Origin of the sequence: Cellulomonas sp. PSBB021 (assembly GCF_002240455.1) — a bacterium.
Taxonomy (GTDB): Bacteria; Actinomycetota; Actinomycetes; order Actinomycetales; family Cellulomonadaceae; genus Cellulomonas; species Cellulomonas uda.
Map to the genome: position 1 here is coordinate 2,612,331 of NZ_CP021430.1, position 20,700 is coordinate 2,633,030.

Consider the following 20,700-nt stretch of genomic DNA (forward strand, 5'->3'; position numbering starts at 1 on the left):
CCCTGTCCGCACTCGGCCGCTCGTCTGCTGGATCGTTCTAGTAGATCGTATTACTGGATCGTTGCACCGGCACCCCGGCAGGGTCAACACCCGTCCGGCACGCGACCTGACAGACGCGTCCGGAGCCCCGCCGTACCGCACGGCGGCGCCGCTACTGTGGCGGCCCGTCCGAACGGCGAGGTCAGGGGGACGACGTGGCGACGTTCGTGTGGGCGTGCTTCGACGGCGGCGGGAACGTGCCGCCGAGCGTGGGGATCGCGCACGCGCTCACCGCGCGCGGGCACCGGGTCGTGTTCGCCGGTCGGCCCGAGATGGCGCCGCGCGTGACGGCCGCGGGGCTGCCGGCGACGGTCCTCGAGTCGTCCTACGCGCACGCCGAGGCCTACGCGTGGCACCCGCGGGGCCGCCTGTTCAGCTACCTCACCGACCCGGCGGTCGGCGACGAGGTGCTCGCGGTCGGCGCGGACGAGCACGCCGACGTGCTCGTCGTCGACGCGATGTTCGGCGCCGCGCTCGACGCCGCACCCCGAGCCGGGGTCCCGGTGGCCGTCATGCTCCACACGTTCCTGCACCGCACGATCGACGGCTGGGAGACGCTCATGGGCGACCAGGCCGCGGCGCGGCACCGCGCCGGTCTGGGCGCCATGGCCGACGTGCGCACGCTGTGGGGACGCGCCGACGCGCTGCACGTCAACGCGCTCGAGGAGTTCGACTCCCCCGCCCGCTCGCCGTGGCCCAACGCGCGCCACGGCGCGCCCGTGCTCGCACTGGACTCGCGCGCCAAGCCCCTGGGCACCGCGCACGACGACCGCCCGCACGTCGTCGTGAGCTTCAGCACCGCGGTCGCGCAGTCGTCGGTCGGCAAGCTCCAGCGCACGCTGGACGGCCTGGCCGGCCTGCCGGTCCGGGTGACCGCGACCGTCGGCGCCGTCCCGCCCGAGTCGCTCGTCGTGCCGCCCAACGCCACGGCGGTCGCGTTCGCCGACCACGGCCGCCTCATGCAGGACGCCGCTCTCGTCGTCACGCACGGCGGGCACGGGACCGCGATGCGCGCGCTGCGGCACGCGGTGCCGGTCGTCTGCCTGACGGGGCGCGCCGAGGACCAGGAGGGCGTCGCCGCGCTCGACCAGCCGCGCGTCGCCGCGTTCCTCGAGGAGCGGGGCGCCGGGCGCTCGCTGCCGGCCGACGCCCCGGCGCAGGACGTCGCCGCCGCGGCCGGCGCGGTGCTGACCGAGGCGTCCTACGCGGCGGCCGCCCGCCGGCTGGCCGCCGCGCTACAGACCCGCGACGGAGCCGCGGAGGCCGCCGACCGGCTCGAGGGGCTCCTGACCACCTGATCGTCGGCCCCGCGGGCCGGCGTCGCCGTCCCGGCCCCCGTACGCCCACGCCACGGCGTCGCGCAGCAGCCGGCCGCCGTCGAGGGTCAGCACCGACTCGGGGTGGAACTGCAGCGTCGAGAAGAACGGGCCGCGCAGCGCGTGCACCTCCGCCCCGCGGCGCGCCACCTCGACGTACCCGACGTCCGGCACCTCGAACGAGTCGACATGGGACTGCGCCACGTAGCTGTTGTAGAACCCGACCGTCTCGCGCGCACCGAACAGGTCGACCTCGCTCTGCAGACCCTGGCGCGCGCAGTCGTGCGCCACGACCCGCAGCCCGAGCAGCCCCGCCGTGACCTGGTGCCCCAGGCACACCGCGACGAACGGCGAGCGGCGCGCCAGCAGCCGGGAACCCGCGGCACGCAGCGCACGCACGCGCTCGTCGTCGTCCGCGCGCGGGTCACCCGGGCCCGGCCCGAGCAGGACGACGTCCGCGTCCGCGAGCGCCGCGTCCAGGTCCCGCCCGGGCCCCGCGACCTGGGCCGCGGGCACGATCCGGGTGTCCCACCCGCCGTCGGTGAGCAGGCAGGCGAGCATGTGCGTGAACGTGTCCTCCGCGTCCAGCACCAGTACCCGCCCGGGCGCGCGGCCCGCCCTGCCCGCCGCCGACGAGCGCGTGCTCGCACGGCGACCGCCGCCGGCCGGCCGCCAGAAGTCCGCGATCCGCCGCCCACGGCGGTCGAGGGCGGCGAGCACGTCGGGGTGCGACGCGAGCGGGCCCGCGGCCCCCACGTCGAACCCGCCGAGCACGCCCGCGACCTTGGTGCGGGTCTCCGCGGCCTCCGCGCACGGGTCGGAGTGACGCACGAGCGTCGCACCCACCCCGATCGTCATGCGACCGTCGGCACGCACGTCCGCCGTCCGGATGAGGATGGCCGAGTCGACGCTCGCGTCGCCCGTGGCGTCCCGCCCGACGAGCGCCGCGAAGCCGCTGTAGTAGCCCCGGCCGCGTCGCTCGTGCGCCGCGATCACCCGGCACGCGTTCTCGATCGGGCTGCCCGTGACCGTGGGCGCGAGCATCGTCTCGCGCAGCAGCGTCGGCACGTCCACCTCGGCCGTGCCCTCCACGAGGTACTCGGTGTGCGCGAGGCTCGCCATCTCCCGCAGGTACGGGCCGCGCACGTGCACGTCGCGGCACAGCCGCGACATCATCTTGATCTCCTCGTCGAGCACCATGTTGAGCTCGTCGGTCTCCTTGGTGTCGCCCAGGAAGCCGAGCACGCCCTCCAACGTGGGCCCCGACGAGGGGTAGCGGTACGTGCCGCTGATCGGGTTCATGGTGGCCGTGCCCGCACGCAGCGTCACGTGCCGCTCGGGGCTCGCGCCGACGAACGTGCGCGGGCCCGTGTGGATCACGAACGTCCAGTACGCACCCGCCTCGCGCAGAAGCAGCCGGCGCAGCGCGGCCGCGGCGGCGACCACCGGGGTGCGACCGTCCGAGACGTGGCCCTCCCACGAGCGGTGCACGACGAAGTTCGCGCCGGACCCCGTGTCGATCTCGTCGCGCAGGACCGTCGAGACGAGGTCGGCGTACTGCTCGTCGGTGACGTCGAAGTCCCCGACGACGACCGCGGGCCTGCCCGGCAGCGCGCCCACCACGTCGGCCCAGGCGAGCCGGTGGTGCTCCTGGACCGTCAGGCACAGGACCGGCTCGTCGTCGTCGACCGCCGCGAAGCCGCGCTCGGTGACCTGGCGGTACGGGACGACGACCAGCGACTCGAGCGACTCGCCCGGGCCGCGGCGGCTGCACGCCGTGCCGTGCAGCGGGAGGTCGTGCAGCCGCCGCGCCTCGAGGACGTCGCCGACGAGCAGGTCGACGACGTCCTCGCCGTGCGCGGGCCGGTGCACGAGCGCGAACGGGCGGGTGCCGTCCGCCAGGAGCGCACCCAGGAGCTCGGCTGCGGTCATCCGACCACGTCCGCGGTGGTCGTCACGACCGCGCACCGGTCCGCCGCCCAGTCCAGGGCGAGCCGGTGGTACGCGAGCGAGAAGTCCGCGATCGCGTCCCCGACGACGAACGGCTGGATGTCGTGCTGGAACGCGTCGGCGGCGGTCATGAGCACACCGACGTGCGCGTACACGCCGCACACCACGAGCTGGTCACGCCGCGCCTCGCGCATCCGGTCGAGCAGCGGTGAGCGCACGAACGCGCTGTAGCGCCACTTCGTGAGCACCCAGTCCTGCGCCCGCGGCGCGAGCGCGTCGACCACCGCGCGATCGTCCGGCACGGCGCGCATGCCCGGACCCCACACGTCCGCGAGCAGGCCGCGCTCCTGCGGGCTCATCGAGCCCGGCTGCGCGGTGTACGCCACCGGGACACCGCTGCGCCGCGCCCAGGCGAGCAGCGCGGCGACCCGGTCGACGAGCGTGTCGGCCAACGGCTGCGGCAGCCCGCGCACGAAGTACCGCTGCATGTCGTGGACGAGCAGCACCGCGCGCCCCTCCTCCACCCGCCACGGCATCGTCGAGACGGGGAGCTCGCCGCGCGTCGGCAGCGTGTACGGCTCCATCGTCGGCAGTCCCGGCACGTCAGCGCCCTTCCAGGAGGGCGACGAGCTCGCGGCGCCGCACCTTCGTCGTCGACGTCGTCGGCATCTGCTCGCGCGGGAGCTGCACGCGACGCGTCACGGGCAGGTCCTGCGACGCGAGGGACCAGCGCGTCGGGTCGAGCGGTCGGCCGTCGCGCGTGCACAGCACCGCGGTGGGGCCCTCACTGAGCTCGACGACGACGATCTCGGCGACCTCGGGCAGCCGCACCAGCAGCCGGTCCTCGACCTCGAGCGTGCTCGGCACGCCGTCGATCAGGTCGATCTCGCGGTCCTGCAGGTGCAGGTGGCCGCGCGCGTCCTTGTAACCGACGTCGCCCATGCGCCACCAGCCGTCGTGGACCTGCGCGAGCCAGCGCTCGTGCTCGGCGAGGTACGTCACGATGCGCCCGTCGCTGCGGACCTCGATGTCGCCCGGGTGCTCACGGCTCGGCCGACGGCCGTCCCGCGGCACCACCCGGATCGCGGTGGACAGCGGGAAACCGCGGCCCACGTCGCGCCCCTCGGGCATGCCGCGCCGCCGGTCGTACACCTTCCACGCGATCGGGCCCACCTCGCTCTGCCCGTACATCTGCACGTACACGGGCCGGCGCCGGCGCGAGGCGTGCAGCATCGCCTCGACGGTCCGCGGGTGCGCCGCGTCGAACGTGCTCGAGAACACGCGCACGTCGGCGAGCGGCCGGGCGGGGTGGTCCGCGAGCACCTCCCACGACGTGAACGTGTTCGGGTGCGCCTCGACCAGGCCGGGGCGCACGCGCGCGAGCAGGTCGGCGGCCGCCGCCGGGTCGTCCTCGCGCAGCAGCGCGACGTCGTGCCCGTGCAGCACCGCGATCGGCAGCGCGGTGAAGATCCGCGAGTGCACGAACGACACGTGGATCGCGACCGCCTCGCGGCGCGGCACGAGCCGCGCGAACAGCGACTGCGGGCGGTAGCGCGACTGCATCGTGCGGCGCGTGTGGACCGCGAGCTTCGGCAGCCCGGTCGTGCCCGACGTGTGCGTGACGAACAGCGGCGCGTCGGGCGAGACCTCGACCTCCGGGACGGGCGGCCGGTCCGTCAGGGCCACCAGGTCCACGCCCTCGTGCCACGCCCCGACCGTCAGCAGCGTCGCGACGTGCCCGGCGACGTCGGCCAGCGCCGGCGTCGAGAGCTTGCGCGGGTCGGTCAGCAGGTGCGGGCGACCGAGCCGCTGCACGAGCGCGAACGCCGTCGCCGGCTCGAGCTTGGGCGACAGCAGCACGGGGACGACGCCGATCCGCGCGCACGCGCAGGCCAGGAGCGTCACGTCGACGTTGTCGCTCTTGTAGACGACGATCTGGTCACCCGTGCGCAGGCCCGCGGACCACAGCCGGGCCGAGAAGTCCTCGACGAGGGCCTGCAGGTCCGCCATCGAGAACTCCCGACGGCCGGGTGCCAGGTCCAGGTCGTGGTCCGTGACGACACGGGCGCGCGGGTTCGCGCGGTGACCGCGCGCGAACAGCGTGCCGAGCCGGATCCCCCGGTTCCCGAGGCGCTGGTAGATCACGCGCCCGACCCCGCCCGCGCCGGCTGCGCCTCCAGGACCGCCTTGATGCTCTCCAGGGTGCGGCGCACGTCGTCGACGATCTTGTCGCCCCACTCCCGCACGAACCGCACGCGCGCCTCCTCGTCGAGGTCGGCGACGATCTTGTGGATGCCCTCCGTGGCCCGCGTCATCACGTAGTCGTGCGTCAGCACGCACCCCGTCGCCCCCGGCTCCACGCGGAAGCCCCAGATGCTGTCCTGCGTCGTCCCGGCGTGCGTGCGCATCGCCCACGCGAACCGCACCGGACGCTCGGCCTCCACGACCTCCGCCTCGGTGTACCAGGTGCCGCGCACGAGCGGGGCCCAGCCGACGACGTCCTCCGCCCGGTAGTTCTCACCCCGGAACACCGAGCCCACCGCGCCGGGCTCGCCCGTCCAGACGCCGCCCCGGCACTCGGGGCTCCAGTCGCCGCTGCGCGCCAGGTCGGACACCGCGTCGTACACCTCGTCCGGGGACAGGTCGAGCTCGATGGACTCCGCCGCCGTGAAGAGCGGGCTGCTGTCGATGATCGTCATGGCGCCCGATCGTGCGGACGCCACCTGTGCGCGGCAAGACACCCGCACGCCGCATGTCAGGTCGGGTCGTCGTCCCCGGCGCGCCGCCCCGACCTGACACGCGCGCCGCGCCGACCTGACAGACCCGCACCCCGCCGCACCCGCGCGGGCCCCGCCGGTCGGCATGCTCGGCCGCGATGAGAGCCGCAGTCATCGACCGTCACGGTCCGCCGCAGTGCATCACGCTGCGCGAGCTCCCCGTCCCGACCCCGGGTCCCGACGAGGTGCTCGTGCGCGTCGCCTTCGGCTCCGTGAACCACGTCGACACGTTCGTCCGCAGCGGTGCCTGGCGGACCCCTCTGGCGTTCCCGTTCGTCGTCGGCCGCGACGCCGTCGGCACCGTCGTCGAGGCCGGGGACGCCGCCGCGGCGGAGTTCCGGGCGGGCGACGAGGTCTGGACCAGCTCGCTCGGCTACGACGGGCGCGACGGTGCGCTCGCCGAGCTCGTGCGGGTCCCCCGCGCGCGCCTCTACCGGTGCCCCGCCGGCCTGCCCGCGTCCGAGCTGGTCGCGCTCGCGCACCCCGCGAGCACCGCGTGGCTCGCCCTGTTCCGGCACGGCCACCTGCGCGCCGGGATGCGCGTGCTCGTCGTCGGCGGCGGCGGCAACGTCGGCTGGTCCGCCGTGCACCTCGCGGTCGCCGCGGGTGCCGTCGTCGTGACGACCTGCGGCACCGACGACGCGTTCGACCTCGACCGCGCCGGCGCGACGCCCGTCGACCGCGCCGCCCGGCTCGACCGGTCCACGCTCGGCGGCGCCGTGGACCTCGTCGTCGACACCGCGGGACGCAACGACCTCGAGGCCTACCTCGACGTGCTCGCCCCCGGCGGGCGCGTCGTCCTGCTCGCCGGCATGGCGACCCGCGCGTCGTTCCCCGTCGGCGCGCTGTACCTCAACGCCGCCACCGTCACGGGCTTCGCGATCTCGCAGGCGTCCGTCGAGGACCTCGCGCTCGCCGCACGGCACGTCGTCGACGCCGTCGAGCGCACCGGACTGCGTCCCCGCCGCCTGTCCTCCGTGCCCCTCGAGCTCGTCGCCGACGCGCACGCCCGGCTCGAGCGCGGCGAGGTGCGCGGCAAGGTCGTCGTCGCCGTCGCCGCGCACCACCCGCCCGCACCGCGCACCACCCCGATCGAGGGGGCACGTGCCGTCCCGACCTGACCGGCAGCCGACGCCCGGCACACCCGCCAGCTGCACGGGGCGTCACCGGCGACGCCCCGCCCGTCCCCACGTCCGAGCGCACCACGACCCCACCCGAGAGGCCCCGCGATGCCCGTCATGCCCATCTGCCGTCAGCCGATCATCGACCACCGCGGCGGGACGATCGTCTCGCTGCACGTCACCGCGCTGACCCGCGAGGACGGCACCGGCCTGCGCGCGCCCTGGCCGTACGGCGCGCCCCCCGTCGGCCCCGACGCGCTGCGGCTCACCGGTGCGCTCACCGCGCAGGTCGGCGCCGACGGCACCGCCGAGGTGCGCACGCTCGTCGCGCAGGACCTCGCCCCCGCGATCGTCGAGCGTCCCGCCGGCACGCTCGAGCGCGAGCTGCACCGCGTGTTCGTCCCCGCCGCGACCCAGGGCCCCACCGCCGTGCACGCCGCGCTGCTGCTCGCCGTCGAGGACTGGGACGGCACGACGCGCGACGCCGTCGCGCAGGACGTCATCGACGAGCTCGCCCCGACCCTCGCCGACGCGGTCGGCACGACCGTGCGGGCGCGCCTCAAGGACGACGAGCCGCAGGGCCTGACCGGCGGAGCGGTCCTCGGAGGCAGCATCGCCGGGCTGCGGGACACCCTCGCGTCCTGGCCCCGGGAGGACTTCGCGCTCGTCCAGACGTCCCTGCTCGTCCCCGCCGGCGCCGACGCCGGAGCCCTCGCCCAGGAGCTCGTCGTCACCGGCCCCGCGCAGGACACCTACCGCCTGCGCGTCGAGTGGCGCATCCGCCACCTCCCCGTCGCCGACGACGTCCTGCACCTGCAGGTGCACTACGGCGACTTCGTCGTCGCCGAGGCCGGCGGCCGCCAGACCCTCGTCGCGAACCGCCCCCGGCCCAGCGACTGGGAGACGTTCGGCCTCGTCCGCCTCGGCGGGGACCGGGTCGCGCTGCTCGCGCCCAACGGGGACTACGTGTCCGCCGCGGGCGGCGGGGGCCGCGAGGTGCTCGCCGTGGGCGACCGCATCGGCGAGTGGGAGACCTTCCGCGTCGAGGAGGTCATGACCGACCGGATCGCCCTGCGCGCGTTCAACGGCCACTACGTGTCCGCCTACCACGGCGGCGGCCGCGAGCTCGTCGCGAACCGGCCCGTGCGCGACGAGTACGAGGTCTTCACCCTGCACCGCCCCTGACGCGCCGTCGGCGCGCGGGTCGGCGCCGGCGGGGCCACGCTGATGACGGCACCGACGGGACGTCCCGTTCCCGTCAGGAGGTGCCGCCGGCACACGCGTGGGGAGATCGGCATCATGACGCACGTCAGCATCATCGGCACCGGGAACATGGGCCAGGCGATCGCGGGCATGGTCACGAAGGGCGGGCACCAGGCCCAGACCATCGGGCACGACGACGACTCCGCCGTCGACGGTGAGCTCGTCGTGCTCGCCGTCCCCTACCCGGCGCTGTCCGCCATCGCCGACGCGCGCCGCGACGAGCTCGCGGGCAAGGTCGTCGTCGACATCACGAACCCGCTCGACTTCCAGACGTTCGACTCGCTCGTCGTGCCGCCCGACGCCTCCGCCGCTGCGGAGCTCGCGGCCGCGCTGCCGCAGTCACGCGTCCTCAAGGCGTTCAACACGAACTTCGCCGCGACGCTCGCGTCGGGCCAGGTCGGCGACCAGACGACGACGGTGCTCGTCGCGGGTGACGACGCCGACGCGAAGGCGCTGCTCCTGCAGGTCGTCACCGACGCGGGCCTGCGCGGAGTCGACGCCGGCTCGTTGCGCCGCGCGCGTGAGCTCGAGGCGCTCGGCTTCGTCCAGCTCACCCTGGCGGCGGGCGAGAAGATCGCCTGGACGGGCGGCTTCACCCTGGCCCCCTGACCTGCGGTCGCGCGCCCGGCCGCCGATGGCCCCGAGGCGCGCGCCCGACGACGACTGTGGGGACCGCGCGGTGTCGTGCGCGGTCCCCACAGTCGGGTGTCGGTGAACAGTCGGGTGTCGGTCAGCAGGAGGTCAGAACTCCCAGTCCTCGTCCTCGGTGTTGACGGCCTTGCCGATGACGTAGGACGAGCCCGAGCCGGAGAAGAAGTCGTGGTTCTCGTCGGCGTTCGGGGACAGCGCGGACAGGATCGCCGGGTTGACGTCGGTCTCGTCGCGCGGGAACAGCGCCTCGTAGCCCAGGTTCATGAGGGCCTTGTTGGCGTTGTAGCGCAGGAACTTCTTGACGTCCTCGGTGAGGCCGAGCTCGTCGTACAGGTCCTGCGTGTACTCGACCTCGTTGTCGTAGAGCTCGAAGAGCAGCTCGAACGTGTAGTCCTTGAGCTCCGCGCGCTCGGCCGGCGAGATGAGCTCGAGGCCCTTCTGGAACTTGTAGCCGATGTAGTACCCGTGCACCGCCTCGTCACGGATGATCAGGCGGATCAGGTCGGCCGTGTTCGTGAGCTTGGCGCGCGACGCCCAGTACATGGGCGCGTAGAAGCCCGAGTAGAACAGGAACGACTCGAGCATGGTCGAGGCGACCTTGCGCTTGAGCGGCTCGTCGCCCCGGTAGTAGTTCAGGACGATCTCGGCCTTGCGCTGCAGGTTCGGGTTCTCCTCCGACCAGCGGAACGCCTCGTCGATCTCCTTGGTGGAGATCAGCGTGGAGAAGATCGAGGAGTACGACTTCGCGTGCACCGACTCCATGAACGCGATGTTCGTGTAGACGGCCTCCTCGTGCGGCGTGAGCGCGTCGGGGATGAGGCTGACCGCGCCGACCGTGCCCTGGATGGTGTCCAGGAGCGTCAGGCCGGTGAAGACGCGGGTCGTCATCGTCTTCTCGGCCTCGGTCAGGGTCGCCCACGACTGGATGTCGTTGGAGACCGGCACCTTCTCCGGCAGCCAGAAGTTGCCGACCAGGCGGTCCCAGACCTCGAGGTCCTTCTCGTCCTGCAGCCGGTTCCAGTTGATCGCCGAGACCCGGTCGACCAGCTTCAGCTTCCCCGTGGGGCTCATGCCTTCTCATCTCCCTGAAGGACGAGCAGCGCGAACTGCCGCTCGACTGTCGAGTCGCAATAGAGGCATCGGGGACTCCAGCCGCCTCCGTTGACGTGGTATCGAGTGTGCGCGCTCCGACGGCTCGACGGCATCGGCCGGCCCCGGCGGGCTGCAGACATCTTCGCGCGGGTCTCGGCGCTCGCCGTCCTGCCGAAGTTGGGGTTCCCCTCTCCGCTCCGGGCCTCCGAGAGCGTCTGACGAGCCGCTTCGCTCATCGTTTGTCCATAGCTCGGGTGCTCAGGGCCGAACTTCCCGTAGTTCGGGTTCGCCTCACCCGCGTTCGTACCGGCGCGCTGCTGCGACCACCGAGCCCGCTGCTCGGCGGAGTGCTTCGCGCCGTAGAACGGGTTCAGCTCCCCCGGCCTGCTCACTCCCTTGCGACCTGTCGACCGCACGCGAGCCGCCTCGCGCTGCTCGTCGGTCCAGACCATGCCGAGAGGACCGAGGCCGCCGTCGGTCAGGTTCAGGAGACGATCCCCCGCCGCGCGCCGCGCCGCGATCCACCTGACCTCTGCGTCGCCGAGGTCGATCCGCGTGGTGCGGACGAGCTCGAGCTCGTCGACCACCGCCTCGTCGTCATGCTTGCTCAGCCAGTCGTAGAACGGGGTGCGGCGGCCGGCGCGCGCGTTGGCGCGGTGCCGGGCGAACCGGCGAGCCACCGTGGACTCGGTCAGACCGATGTAGCGGTACTCAGCGCTGTCCGCGAGCCGGACGCCGTAGATGCGTCCTACGACGTCCGGCCCCGATGCGGTGCTCTTCTCCATGGTCACGGCGTCACAACATGCAGGAGACGCAGTTCTCCACTTCCGTCCCCTGGAGGGCCATCTGACGGAGGCGGATGTAGTAGATGGTCTTGATGCCCTTCTTCCAGGCGTAGATCTGCGCCTTGTTCAGGTCACGCGTGGTGGCGGTGTCCTTGAAGAACAGCGTCAGCGACAGGCCCTGGTCCACGTGCTGCGTGGCCTCGGCGTAGGTGTCGATGATCTTCTCGTAGCCGATCTCGTACGCGTCCTGGTAGTACTCCAGGTTGTCGTTCGTCATGAACGGCGCCGGGTAGTAGACGCGGCCGATCTTGCCTTCCTTGCGGATCTCGATCTTCGACGCGATCGGGTGGATCGAGCTCGTCGAGTGGTTGATGTAGGAGATCGAGCCGGTCGGCGGGACCGCCTGCAGGTTCTGGTTGTACAGGCCGTGGACGCGGACGAGCTCGGCGAGCTCGCGCCAGTCGTCCTGCGTCGGGATGTGCACGCCGGCGTCGGCGAAGAGCCGGGCCACGCGCTCGGTGCGCGGCGCCCACTCTTTCTCGAGGTACTTGGTGAAGTACTCGCCCGTCGCGTACTTCGACTTCTCGAACCCGTAGAACGACGAGCCGCGCTCCTGCGCGAGCAGGTTCGACGCACGGATCGCGTGGTACGCGACCGTGTAGAAGTAGATGTTCGTGAAGTCGAGGCCCTCGTCGGAGCCGTAGAAGATCCGCTCGCGCGCCAGGTACCCGTGCAGGTTCATCTGGCCGAGGCCGATGGCGTGACCGCCCCGGTTGGCGCGCTTGACCGACGGGACCGACTCGATGTCCGTCTGGTCGGACACGGCCGTGAGCGCACGGATCGCGGTCTCGACGGTCTTGCCCAGGTCGGGCGAGTCCATCGACAGCGCGATGTTCATCGAGCCGAGGTTGCAGGAGATGTCGCGGCCCACGTGGTCGTACGAGAGGTCCTCGTTGAACGTCGACGGGGTCGAGACCTGCAGGATCTCCGAGCACAGGTTCGAGTGCGTGACCTTGCCCTCGATCGGGTTGGCCCGGTTCACCGTGTCCTCGAACATGATGTACGGGTAGCCCGACTCGAACTGGATCTCGGCGAGCGTCTGGAAGAACTCGCGTGCGTTGATCTTGGTCTTGCGGATCGACGCGTTCTCGACCATCTCGTAGTACTTCTCGGTCACGTCGATGTCCGCGAACGGCTTGCCGTACACGCGCTCGACGTCGTACGGCGAGAACAGGTACATGGGCTCGTTCTTGCGGGCGAGCTCGAACGTGATGTCCGGGATGACGACGCCGAGCGAGAGCGTCTTGATGCGGATCTTCTCGTCCGCGTTCTCGCGCTTGGTGTCGAGGAAGCGGTAGATGTCCGGGTGGTGCGCGTGCAGGTACACCGCGCCGGCGCCCTGGCGCGCACCGAGCTGGTTGGCGTAGGAGAACGAGTCCTCGAGGAGCTTCATCACGGGGATGACGCCCGAGCTCTGGTTCTCGATGTGCTTGATCGGCGCACCGTGCTCACGGATGTTCGACAGCAGCAGGGCCACGCCGCCGCCGCGCTTGGAGAGCTGCAGCGCGGAGTTGATGCCGCGCGCGATCGACTCCATGTTGTCCTCGATGCGCAGCAGGAAGCAGGACACGGGCTCGCCGCGCTGCGCCTTGCCGAGGTTGAGGAACGTGGGGGTCGCCGGCTGGAACCGCCCCGAGATGATCTCGTCGACGAGCGAGGTCGCGAAGTCCTCGTCGCCCTCCGCCAGCGCGAGCGCGACCATGCACACGCGGTCCTCGAACCGCTCCAGGTACCGCTTCCCGTCGAACGTCTTGAGCGTGTACGACGTGTAGTACTTGAACGCGCCGAGGAACGTCTGGAACCGGAACTTCTTGGAGTACGCGTACTGGAACAGCGTCTTGACGAACGCGCGGTCGTACTGCGCGAGCACCGCCGGGTCGTAGTACTTGTTCTCGACCAGGTACTCGAGCTTCTCCTCGAGGTCGTGGAAGAAGACCGTGTTCTGGTTGACGTGTTGCAGGAAGTACGCGCGGGCCGCCTCGCGGTCCTTGTCGAACTGGATCTTCCCGTCCGCGCTGTACAGGTTGAGCATCGCGTTGAGGGCGTGGTAGTCCATCCCCGACGTGTCTACGCGGAAATCAGTGACTGTCGCTGCCAAAACCGTTCCAATCCCTCGCGGACGCGCTGCACGTCCTCGTTCGTTCCCATGAGCTCGAAGCCGTACAGGTAGGGGACGCGGCACTTGGCCGCGACGATGTCCCCCGCGATGCAGTACGCCTCGCCGAAGTTGGTGTTGCCCGCTGCGACCACCCCGCGGATCAGGGCGCGGTTGGCCGCGTCGTTGAGGAACCTCACGACCTGGCGCGGGACCGCACCGCCCTCGTTACCGCCCCCGTACGTCGGCACCACCAGCACGTACGGCTCCGTGACGTGCAGGAAGGGCTCGGCGGGGCGCAACGGGATCCGCTGGGCCGGCAGGCCCAGCTTCTCCACGAAGCGGTGCGTGTTGTTGGACGCCGAGGAGAAGTAGACGAGCGCGCTCATCGTTGCCCTCCCCGGGTCCGGAAGCTGACGTGTCCGGTGGCTCGCAGGCCACCGGCGTGGCCACCCTCGAAGGGGGCGGCGGTTCAGGCGACGGTGACGGCCTCGAGACGCTCCGCGAGCGCCTTGATCCGGTCGGGACGGTAACCGGACCAGTGGTCACCGTCCGCGATCACGACCGGCGCCTGCAGGTGCCCGAGCGACATGACGTAGTCGCGGGCGTCCGCGTCCTCGCTGATGTCGACGACCGTGTAGTCCGCACCCAGCTTGTCGAGAGCACGGTAGGTCGCGTTGCACTGCACGCACGCGGGCTTGCTGTAGACCGTGATCGTCATCGTGACTCTCTCCTGGAAGCTCAGAAACTCTGGTGGAACCGTGCCGCGCGGGGCCTTGTCAGGCCCCGGTGACGGCCTCGGGAGCTGCCTTCTCTCGAGCGCTCGTGAGGCCCTGTCCGGGGCTCCGACGACCGCTCGGCTCCCCGGCCGACCGCGTGGTGAAGACACTACACCTAGTGTCTGACACCGCAACCAACCACTAGGTGTTGTGTTACACGCGTGTCGTTTTTCACCCCGTGGATGACTTCTCCACAGTACGACGACCCACCGACACGGCCCCTGAACTGCACGTTTGCGGTGCTCGAACGACACGGGTGTGGTTCGACGCACAGGCGGCCCACAGGCCGTCCACACCACGCCCCGTGTCGTCCCCAGGACCGTCCACAGCCGCTATGTCCGGGATGCTCCCGAGATGTCCGTCACGACTGCCGCGACGACTCCTGCCAGGCCGCGCGCAGACCCTCGACGAGCGGGGTGGTCGGCCGCCCGATCAGCGTGCGCAGCGTGTCGGTCGCGTCCGCGAGCGCACCGCCGGCGATGTCCTGGTCCAACGTCACCAGGAAGCCCACGGTGCCCTCGTCGAGACCTGCGGCGAGCAGGGCCGCGCGCTGCTCGTCGGGCGTGACCCGGCGGTACGTCACCGGCCGGCCGAGGATCTCGGCGGCGGCCGCCGCGAGCTCGTCGAACGTCCACGCGTGGTCGCCCGAGAGCTCGTACGTGCGCCCGTCGTGCCCCGACCCGGTGACGACGGCCACGATGCCCGCCGCGAAGTCCGCGCGCGACGCGGACGCGACACGCCCGTCACCGGCCGACGCGACGACCTCGCCCGTCCCCGCCGCCTGCTGCAGCGTCGCCACGTAGTTCTCCGTGTACCAGTTGTTGCGCAGCACGGTCACGACGAGCCCCGACGCGGCGAGCAGCTCCTCCGTCGCGCGGTGCTCGGGCACCAGGACGAGCGTGCTGGTGTCCGCGTGCGGCGCGCTCGTGTAGACGACGCGCCGGACGCCGGCCGCCCGCGCCGCCTCGATCGCCGCGCGGTGCTGCGGGACGCGCTGCCCCACCTCCGAGCCCGAGACGAGCACGAGCGTGTCCGCCCCCGCGAACGCGCCGGCGAGCGTCTCCGGGCGCCCGTAGTCCACCTCCGCGACGCGCACGCCGCGCGCGGCCAGGTCCGCGAGGCGCTCGGTGCGCCGGCCTCCCGCGACGACCTCGTCCGGGGCGACCCCCGCGTCCAGCAGACCTTCGACGACCAGACGGCCCAGGTGACCGGTGGCACCGGTGACGACGACGGACATGAGCTCCTCCTCAGGACGGGGCACCGCGCCGGCGGACCCGACGAGCGAACCGACGACGGGCTCGGCGGCGGTGGCGGCGCACGGCTGCGCCGCACATGTCAACCATCGCGCGCGCGGCGCATTCCCGCCGGACGCTGCGCGGATCCCCACGCGCCGTGGGGGATGCTGGGCGCGTGCAGGTGACCACGCTCGGACCGCTCGCGCTCGACGGCCGGCCCGTGCGCGGCGAGCGGCTCGCGGCCGTGGTCCGCGAGCTCGTCGCGGCGCGCGGTCACGCGGTGTCCGTGCGCGCGCTGGTCGAGGCCGTGTGGGACGGCGCGCCGCCCGACGACGAGACCGGGGCCGTGCAGGCGCTCGTCTCGCGCGTGCGGCGGCTCGGCCTGGCCGTCGAGTCGGTCCCCGGCGGGTACCGGGTGCCGCGCGAGGGGCTCGTGGTGGACGCCGACGAGGTGCGCGCGCTCGTCGTCGCCGCGCGGACCGCGCTCGCCGCCGACGACACCGCGGCCGCGCGTGCGCACGCCACCGCGGCCCGGGCCCTGCTGCCGGCGACCCCGCAGGACGCGACGGCCGTGCGCCTGCTCGCGGACACCGCCGACGTCGCGGCCCGCGCCGCGCTGCGTGCCGGCGGGCCGTTCGACGACGACGACCTGCGCCTGCTCGCCACCCGCACGCCGCCCGACGAGCCCGCCACCGCCCTGCTGGTGCACGTGCTGGCAGCGCAGGGGCGGGACGCCGAGGCGCTGGAGGTGGTCGAGGCGCTGCGCCGCGACCTGGCCGAGCGCTACGGCACCGACCCCTCCCCGGTGGTGCAGGACGCGCACCTCGCGCTGCTGCGCGGCGAGCTGAGGCGCCCGTCCGCGACCACGACGCCCGCCGTGCCCGACGCGTCGCCGACGCCGCCGGGCGAGTCGTCGCCGGACGCGTCGCAGCGCGGGCCGGTCCGACTGCCACGCGCGTGGCGACGCCCGGCGACGCCCCTCGTCGGGCGCGAGGCGGACGTCGCCGCCGTGACCGCCGCGCTCGGGGCGGGCCCGGTGGTCACGGTCGTCGCGACGGGCGGGGCCGGCAAGACGCGCCTCGCGGCCGAGGTCGCGCGGCTCGCCGCCGAGCGCGGCGAGTCGGTCCACGTGGTCGAGCTCGCGGGTCTGCGGTCGGGTGACGACGTGCTGCCCGCGCTGCTCGGCGAGCTCGGTGGGGCGGAGACCGCCCCGACGCTCCCGGACGTCACCGAGCGGCGCGTGCTGCCCCGGCTCGAGCGGCTGCGCGCGGCTGCGCACGACCTGCGCGGCCTCGTCGTGCTCGACAACTGCGAGCACGTGCTCGCGGACGCCGCCCGCACGGTCGCGGACCTGCTGGCGGTCGCACCGCCCGACGTGACGGTTCTCGCGACGTCCCGCGCGCCGCTGGGGCTCGTCGGCGAACGCGTGCACCGCCTGGCTGCCCTGCCCGACGACGACGCGCTCGCGCTGCTGCACGCGCGCGCCCAGGACGCGCGCCCCGGCCTGGTGTGGGACGACGAGCGCGCGCTCGAGCTGTGCCGCCGGCTCGACAACCTGCCGCTCGCGCTCGAGCTCGCCGCGGCCCGGCTGCGATCGATGCCCGTGGAGGACCTGCTGCACGGGCTCGCGGACCGGTTCGCGCTGCTCGACGACGCGCTGCGCGGGCTGCCCGAGCGGCACGCGAGCCTGTGGGCGCTGGTCGACTGGAGCCGTGAGCTGCTGCCCGACGACGAGCGCGACCTGCTCGAGCGTCTCGCCGTGGTCCCCGGCGCGTTCCCCGCGTCGCTCGCCGCGGCCGTCGCGGGGGTCGACGACGTGCGCCGCGGGCTCGCGGACCTCGTCGACCAGTCGCTGCTGGCGCTCGAGGACGCGGGCTCGGGGCCCGCGCGGTACCGGATGCTCGAGACGGTCCGCGAGTACGGCGAGGCGCGCCTCGCCGCCGCCGGCGCACGGGACGACGCGCTGGCGGGGCTCGTCACGTGGGCGGCACGCGAGTGCGCGGACCTCGCACCGCGGTTCGTCGGCGCGGGGCAGCTCGCCGCGCTCGCGCGCTGCGACGACGAGGCGGAGACGTTCGTCGTGGCCCTGCGGCGGGCGGTCGAGACCGCCGACGACACCGCGGCCGTCGACCTCGCCTCGACGCTGTTCCAGTGGTGGTCCGTGCGCGGCATGCACGCCGAGGTCGTCACCTGGGCCGAGCGGCTGCTGCACGCGGACGACCCCGCCGCACGGCGCGCGTGCCCGTTGCTGGTCGGGCGCCCCGGACTCGCAGCCGGCGCGCACCTGCCGGACGGCGACCGCACCGCGACCGTGGTGCTGCAGAGCGCGATGAACGCGGGCGCGGCGGCGTCCTGGCGGGCGACCGCCCTGGCGTCGCGCGTGCTGCGCCGCGTGCTGCGCGAGCAGCCCGACGAGGTGAGCGACCGGATGCGCGCGCTCGGCCAGGTGGTGCCGGCGCTCGCGTCGTCGGCGACCGCCGAGCTCGACGCGGCGGCGCACGCGCTCGTCGCGCACGACGACGACTACGTACGCGCGCTCGGGCTGTTCCTGCGCGGTGCGGTGCGCGAGAACGCCGGCGAGCCGCTCGACTCCGCGCAGGACGCGCGTGCGGCGTTCGCGCTGTTCGAGCAGCTCGGCGACCACTGGGGCATGGGCATGGCCGCGCAGGGCGTCGCGCAGTGGTCCGCCGCGCAGGACGCCGCGCAGGCCGTGCAGTGGCTCGAGCGCGGCGTGCAGCACCTCGAGCTCGTCGGCGCCGCGCAGGACGCACGCAGCCTGCGCGTCCTGCTCGACGTGCAGCGCGCGCTCGACGGCTCGACCGAGGCGCTCGACGCACTGCACGAGACCGCCGACGCGCCGCGCGCCGACGGCATCGACGTCGCGCACGCCCTGCTGGGGCTCGCGATGGTCGCGCTCGCCGGCGGTGACCGGCCCACGGCCGTGGCGCGCGCGCTGCGGGCCGCTGCCGTCGTCAGGCAGCGGCGGGACCCCGTCGCGCAGGCCCGCGTCGTGTTCCTCGTCTCGGCCGCGGTGGTGCTGCTGCAGGCGACGCCGCCCGGGACGGACGACGACGAGCGCGCACGCATCGAACGGCACGTCGTCGCGGTCCTGAGCGACGCGGCGGCCCATGCGCGCACGCTCGCGGACATGCCGGTCGTCGGGACGTTCGCGCTCGGCTGCGCGGAGCTCGCGGCGTGGCGCGGGGACGACGAGCACGCGACGACGCTGTGGGCACTCGGCCGACGCATGGGCGCGAACGTCGCGAACGCCGCGCTGCCGCTCGGCCAGCCGCACTCGCTCGCGGGCCGCACCGCGGGCGAGGCCGGTGAGCGGTGCCTGGACACGCTGCGCACCCGGCCCGCGGCGGAGGTCGACCGGCTGGTCGTCGCCACCGCGGACCGGGTCCTCGGGCTCGCGCCCTGACGCGTCAGACCTTGCGGCGGTAGGCGCGCAGCGCGAGCGGCATGAACACCGCGACGAGCCCCACGCACCACGCGAGCGTCCACCACACGTGGCTGCCGACCGGCGTGCCGAGGAACAGCCCGCGCATCGAGTCCACGAGGTGCGTGAGCGGGTTGACGTTCACGAACCCACGCATCCACCCGGGCAGGTCGTCGGTCCGGACGAACACGTTCGAGCCGAAGCTGAGCGGCATGACGATCAGGAACATCACGCCCTGCACCGCACCGGACGTGCGCACGAGCATCCCGACCCACACCGACACCCAGCTCAGGCACACCGCGAACAGCACCGCGAGCAGGCAGCCCGCGACCGCCTCGAGCGGGCTCGTCTCGATGCGGAAGCCCATGGCGTAGCCCGTCAGGATCGTCACGACCGCGACGATCACGTAGCGCACCACGTCGCCCAGCACGGCGCCGAGCAGCGGCGCGCTGCGCGGGATCGGCAGCGACTTGAACCGGTCGAAGATCCCCTTGGACAGGTCCGTGTTGAGGTTCACGCCGATCGCGATGGCGCCCTGCGCGATGGTCTGCGCGAGGATCCCGGGCAGCAGGAACTGCAGGTAGCTGCCCGTGCTGCCCGCGACCGCGTTGCCGAAGATCGTCACGAAGATCGCGAGGAAGATGATCGGCTGCAACGTCACGTCGATGAGCGCCTCGGGCGTGCGCCACGTCTTGATGAGCGAACGCTTGGTGAGCGCCGCGGAGTGCCGCACGAGCGGGAACGGGCGGGACTGACGGATCGCCGCACCGCGCGGCGCGCCCTGCGTCGCGGGACGGTCCAGGGTCGTGGTGGTCATGCCGCCACCTCCTTCGAGCTCTCGGGTGCGTCGTCGGGCGACGTGGTGCGGCCGGTCAGCGTGAAGAACACCTCGTCGAGGCTCGGCAGGTGCAGGGACAGCTCGGTCACCGCGATCCCCGCGCCGCTCAGGCGCGCCACGGTGGCGGTGAGCGCCTCGTCGTCGGCCACCGGGACCGCCAGGACGCCGCGGCGGATCTCGTCGGCCGCCGCGCCCGTGCTGACCTCGGACAGGATCTGCGCGGTGTGCTCCAGGCGCGTGGCGTCGCTCGGGCGGACCTCGAGCGTGAGTCCCCCGACGACGCGCTTGAGCCCGTCCGGGGTGTCGTGCGCGATCACGCGGCCGTGGTCGACGACCGTGATCTCGTCGGCCAGCGCGTCCGCCTCCTCGAGGTACTGCGTCGTGAGCAGCACGGTCGAGCCGTCCGCGACGAGCGAGCGCACCACGTCCCACATCTGCTCACGCTTGGCCGGGTCGAGGCCCGTCGTCGGCTCGTCGAGGAAGATCACGTCGGGCCGCCCGACGAGCGACGCCGCGAGGTCGAGGCGGCGGCGCATGCCGCCGGAGTACGTCTTCGCGGGCCGGTCGGCGGCGTCCGCGAGGTCGAACCACTCGAGCAGCTCCGCGGCGCGCTCGCGCGCGCCCGTGCGGCCGAGCTCGAGCAGCGTGCCGAACAGCACGAGGTTCTGCCGGCCCGTGAGGTCCTCGTCCACGGACGCGTACTGCCCCGTGAGGCCGATGCCGTGGCGGACCTTCTCCGCGTCGCGCACGACGTCGAGGCCGTTGATGCGGGCCGTGCCCGCGTCGGGGGTCAGGAGGGTGGACAGGATCCGGACGGTCGTCGTCTTGCCCGCGCCGTTCGGGCCGAGCACACCGAGCACGGTGCCCCGGGGGACGACGAGGTCGACGCCGTCGAGCGCCTTCGTCGCGCCGAATCGCTTGACGAGGCCCTCGGCCTCGATCACCAGGTCTGTGGTCATGTCGACCACCCTGCGGGGTCCGGCTGACGCGGCCCTGACACGGCGCCGACAAGGTGCCGACACGCGTGCGACGGACCCTCAGGGGACGCCGGCCGACCACCGGCAGGTCGCCCGGGAACGCGTCGTGGCCCACCGACTCGGTGTAGGCGTCGAGCCGCGTGTTGAGCCGACCCATCGGCCACGTGTCCTCGACCACCTCCTCGACCGGGGCCCGTCAGGTCCGACACCTGCGCGGCGACCGTCCAGCCCGTCGCTGCACCCGAGGTCCGACGGTCGACGACACGCACACCCGCGAGGT

At 73.3% G+C, this 20,700-nt stretch carries 17 protein-coding genes; 5 read left to right on the forward strand and 12 right to left on the reverse strand.

The window, feature by feature from the left end:
* Positions 1–194 precede the first annotated feature (194 nt).
* Complete coding sequence (locus CBP52_RS12015) at positions 195–1,337, forward strand: glycosyltransferase (RefSeq protein ID WP_094181143.1); 1,143 nt, start codon at positions 195–197, stop codon at positions 1,335–1,337.
* Here CBP52_RS12015 and CBP52_RS12020 read toward each other — a convergent pair.
* From CBP52_RS12020 to CBP52_RS12035, 4 genes are read right to left on the reverse strand one after another with little or no spacing between them, the layout of a single operon-like run.
* Positions 1,275–3,287, reverse strand: coding sequence for an anthranilate synthase family protein (locus tag CBP52_RS12020; RefSeq protein ID WP_094181144.1), 2,013 nt, complete (start codon positions 3,285–3,287; stop codon positions 1,275–1,277). The genes CBP52_RS12015 and CBP52_RS12020 overlap by 63 nt on opposite strands.
* The gene (locus CBP52_RS12025) at positions 3,284–3,907 is read right to left on the reverse strand and encodes an isochorismatase family protein (protein ID WP_094181145.1); all 624 of its coding nucleotides are present in this window, start codon (positions 3,905–3,907) and stop codon (positions 3,284–3,286) included. Before CBP52_RS12025 ends, CBP52_RS12020 begins: the two co-directional genes overlap by 4 nt.
* Before the next feature lies 1 nt (position 3,908).
* Complete coding sequence (locus CBP52_RS12030) at positions 3,909–5,450, reverse strand: class I adenylate-forming enzyme family protein (protein WP_094181146.1); 1,542 nt, start codon at positions 5,448–5,450, stop codon at positions 3,909–3,911.
* Positions 5,447–6,004, reverse strand: coding sequence for an SRPBCC family protein (locus CBP52_RS12035; protein WP_094181147.1), 558 nt, complete (start codon positions 6,002–6,004; stop codon positions 5,447–5,449). The genes CBP52_RS12030 and CBP52_RS12035 overlap by 4 nt, the downstream gene beginning before the upstream one ends.
* Positions 6,005–6,180: 176 nt before the next feature.
* Between CBP52_RS12035 and CBP52_RS12040 the strand changes: the two genes are divergently transcribed.
* The 3 genes from CBP52_RS12040 (at position 6,181) to CBP52_RS12050 (ending at position 9,075) form a co-directional block, all read left to right on the forward strand.
* Positions 6,181–7,203 carry a zinc-binding dehydrogenase gene (locus tag CBP52_RS12040; RefSeq protein WP_094181148.1) on the forward strand — a complete coding sequence of 341 codons (1,023 nt, stop codon included), beginning with the start codon at positions 6,181–6,183 and terminating at the stop codon, positions 7,201–7,203.
* Positions 7,204–7,311: 108 nt separating this feature from the next.
* Positions 7,312–8,388 carry a hypothetical protein gene (locus tag CBP52_RS12045; protein WP_094181149.1) on the forward strand — a complete coding sequence of 359 codons (1,077 nt, stop codon included), beginning with the start codon at positions 7,312–7,314 and terminating at the stop codon, positions 8,386–8,388.
* Between the two features lie 114 nt (positions 8,389–8,502).
* The gene (locus CBP52_RS12050) at positions 8,503–9,075 is read left to right on the forward strand and encodes an NADPH-dependent F420 reductase (RefSeq protein WP_094181150.1); all 573 of its coding nucleotides are present in this window, start codon (positions 8,503–8,505) and stop codon (positions 9,073–9,075) included.
* A gap of 132 nt (positions 9,076–9,207) precedes the next feature.
* On the opposite strand, the gene nrdF is transcribed toward CBP52_RS12050, so the two are convergent.
* The 6 genes from nrdF to CBP52_RS12080 all read right to left on the reverse strand — a co-directional run bounded on the left by nrdF (position 9,208) and on the right by CBP52_RS12080 (position 15,165).
* Positions 9,208–10,188, reverse strand: a complete 981-nt coding sequence (nrdF, locus tag CBP52_RS12055; RefSeq protein WP_094181151.1) for a class 1b ribonucleoside-diphosphate reductase subunit beta — start codon at positions 10,186–10,188, stop codon at positions 9,208–9,210.
* Positions 10,185–10,994, reverse strand: a complete 810-nt coding sequence (locus tag CBP52_RS12060; RefSeq protein ID WP_094182353.1) for an NUMOD3 domain-containing DNA-binding protein — start codon at positions 10,992–10,994, stop codon at positions 10,185–10,187. The genes nrdF and CBP52_RS12060 overlap by 4 nt, the downstream gene beginning before the upstream one ends.
* A gap of 10 nt (positions 10,995–11,004) precedes the next feature.
* Positions 11,005–13,110, reverse strand: a complete 2,106-nt coding sequence (nrdE, locus tag CBP52_RS12065; protein ID WP_208405296.1) for a class 1b ribonucleoside-diphosphate reductase subunit alpha — start codon at positions 13,108–13,110, stop codon at positions 11,005–11,007.
* 11 nt (positions 13,111–13,121) lie between these two features.
* A complete protein-coding gene (gene nrdI, locus CBP52_RS12070; protein WP_094181153.1) occupies positions 13,122–13,538 on the reverse strand; it encodes a class Ib ribonucleoside-diphosphate reductase assembly flavoprotein NrdI in 417 nt (138 codons plus the stop codon).
* An 83-nt stretch (positions 13,539–13,621) separates the two neighbouring features.
* The gene (gene nrdH, locus CBP52_RS12075; protein WP_094181154.1) at positions 13,622–13,870 is read right to left on the reverse strand and encodes a glutaredoxin-like protein NrdH; all 249 of its coding nucleotides are present in this window, start codon (positions 13,868–13,870) and stop codon (positions 13,622–13,624) included.
* A 419-nt stretch (positions 13,871–14,289) separates the two neighbouring features.
* On the reverse strand, positions 14,290–15,165 hold the full coding sequence (locus tag CBP52_RS12080) for an SDR family oxidoreductase (protein ID WP_094181155.1): 876 nt from the start codon (positions 15,163–15,165) through the stop codon (positions 14,290–14,292).
* A 173-nt stretch (positions 15,166–15,338) separates the two neighbouring features.
* Between CBP52_RS12080 and CBP52_RS12085 the strand changes: the two genes are divergently transcribed.
* Positions 15,339–18,587, forward strand: a complete 3,249-nt coding sequence (locus CBP52_RS12085) for an AAA family ATPase (protein ID WP_094181156.1) — start codon at positions 15,339–15,341, stop codon at positions 18,585–18,587.
* Between the two features lie 4 nt (positions 18,588–18,591).
* Here the strand turns inward: CBP52_RS12085 and CBP52_RS12090 are convergent, their stop codons facing one another.
* Both CBP52_RS12090 and CBP52_RS12095 read right to left on the reverse strand, forming a co-directional pair.
* On the reverse strand, positions 18,592–19,422 hold the full coding sequence (locus tag CBP52_RS12090; protein WP_094181157.1) for an ABC transporter permease: 831 nt from the start codon (positions 19,420–19,422) through the stop codon (positions 18,592–18,594).
* Positions 19,419–20,402: an ATP-binding cassette domain-containing protein gene (locus CBP52_RS12095; RefSeq protein WP_094182354.1), complete on the reverse strand. Its 984-nt coding sequence runs from the start codon at positions 20,400–20,402 to the stop codon at positions 19,419–19,421. Before CBP52_RS12095 ends, CBP52_RS12090 begins: the two co-directional genes overlap by 4 nt.
* Between the last annotated feature and the right edge of the window lie 298 nt (positions 20,403–20,700).

Coding starts and splice junctions, on each gene's coding strand:
- nrdH (WP_094181154.1), bottom strand. CDS start 13,870: ATGACGATCACGGTCTACAGCAAGCCCGCGTGCGTGCAGTGCAACGCG.
- CBP52_RS12035 (WP_094181147.1), bottom strand. CDS start 6,004: ATGACGATCATCGACAGCAGCCCGCTCTTCACGGCGGCGGAGTCCATC.
- CBP52_RS12095 (WP_094182354.1), bottom strand. CDS start 20,402: ATGACCACAGACCTGGTGATCGAGGCCGAGGGCCTCGTCAAGCGATTC.
- nrdE (WP_208405296.1), bottom strand. CDS start 13,110: ATGGACTACCACGCCCTCAACGCGATGCTCAACCTGTACAGCGCGGAC.
- CBP52_RS12090 (WP_094181157.1), bottom strand. CDS start 19,422: ATGACCACCACGACCCTGGACCGTCCCGCGACGCAGGGCGCGCCGCGC.
- CBP52_RS12045 (WP_094181149.1), top strand. CDS start 7,312: ATGCCCGTCATGCCCATCTGCCGTCAGCCGATCATCGACCACCGCGGC.
- CBP52_RS12050 (WP_094181150.1), top strand. CDS start 8,503: ATGACGCACGTCAGCATCATCGGCACCGGGAACATGGGCCAGGCGATC.
- CBP52_RS12080 (WP_094181155.1), bottom strand. CDS start 15,165: ATGTCCGTCGTCGTCACCGGTGCCACCGGTCACCTGGGCCGTCTGGTC.
- CBP52_RS12040 (WP_094181148.1), top strand. CDS start 6,181: ATGAGAGCCGCAGTCATCGACCGTCACGGTCCGCCGCAGTGCATCACG.
- nrdF (WP_094181151.1), bottom strand. CDS start 10,188: ATGAGCCCCACGGGGAAGCTGAAGCTGGTCGACCGGGTCTCGGCGATC.
- nrdI (WP_094181153.1), bottom strand. CDS start 13,538: ATGAGCGCGCTCGTCTACTTCTCCTCGGCGTCCAACAACACGCACCGC.
- CBP52_RS12020 (WP_094181144.1), bottom strand. CDS start 3,287: ATGACCGCAGCCGAGCTCCTGGGTGCGCTCCTGGCGGACGGCACCCGC.
- CBP52_RS12060 (WP_094182353.1), bottom strand. CDS start 10,994: ATGGAGAAGAGCACCGCATCGGGGCCGGACGTCGTAGGACGCATCTAC.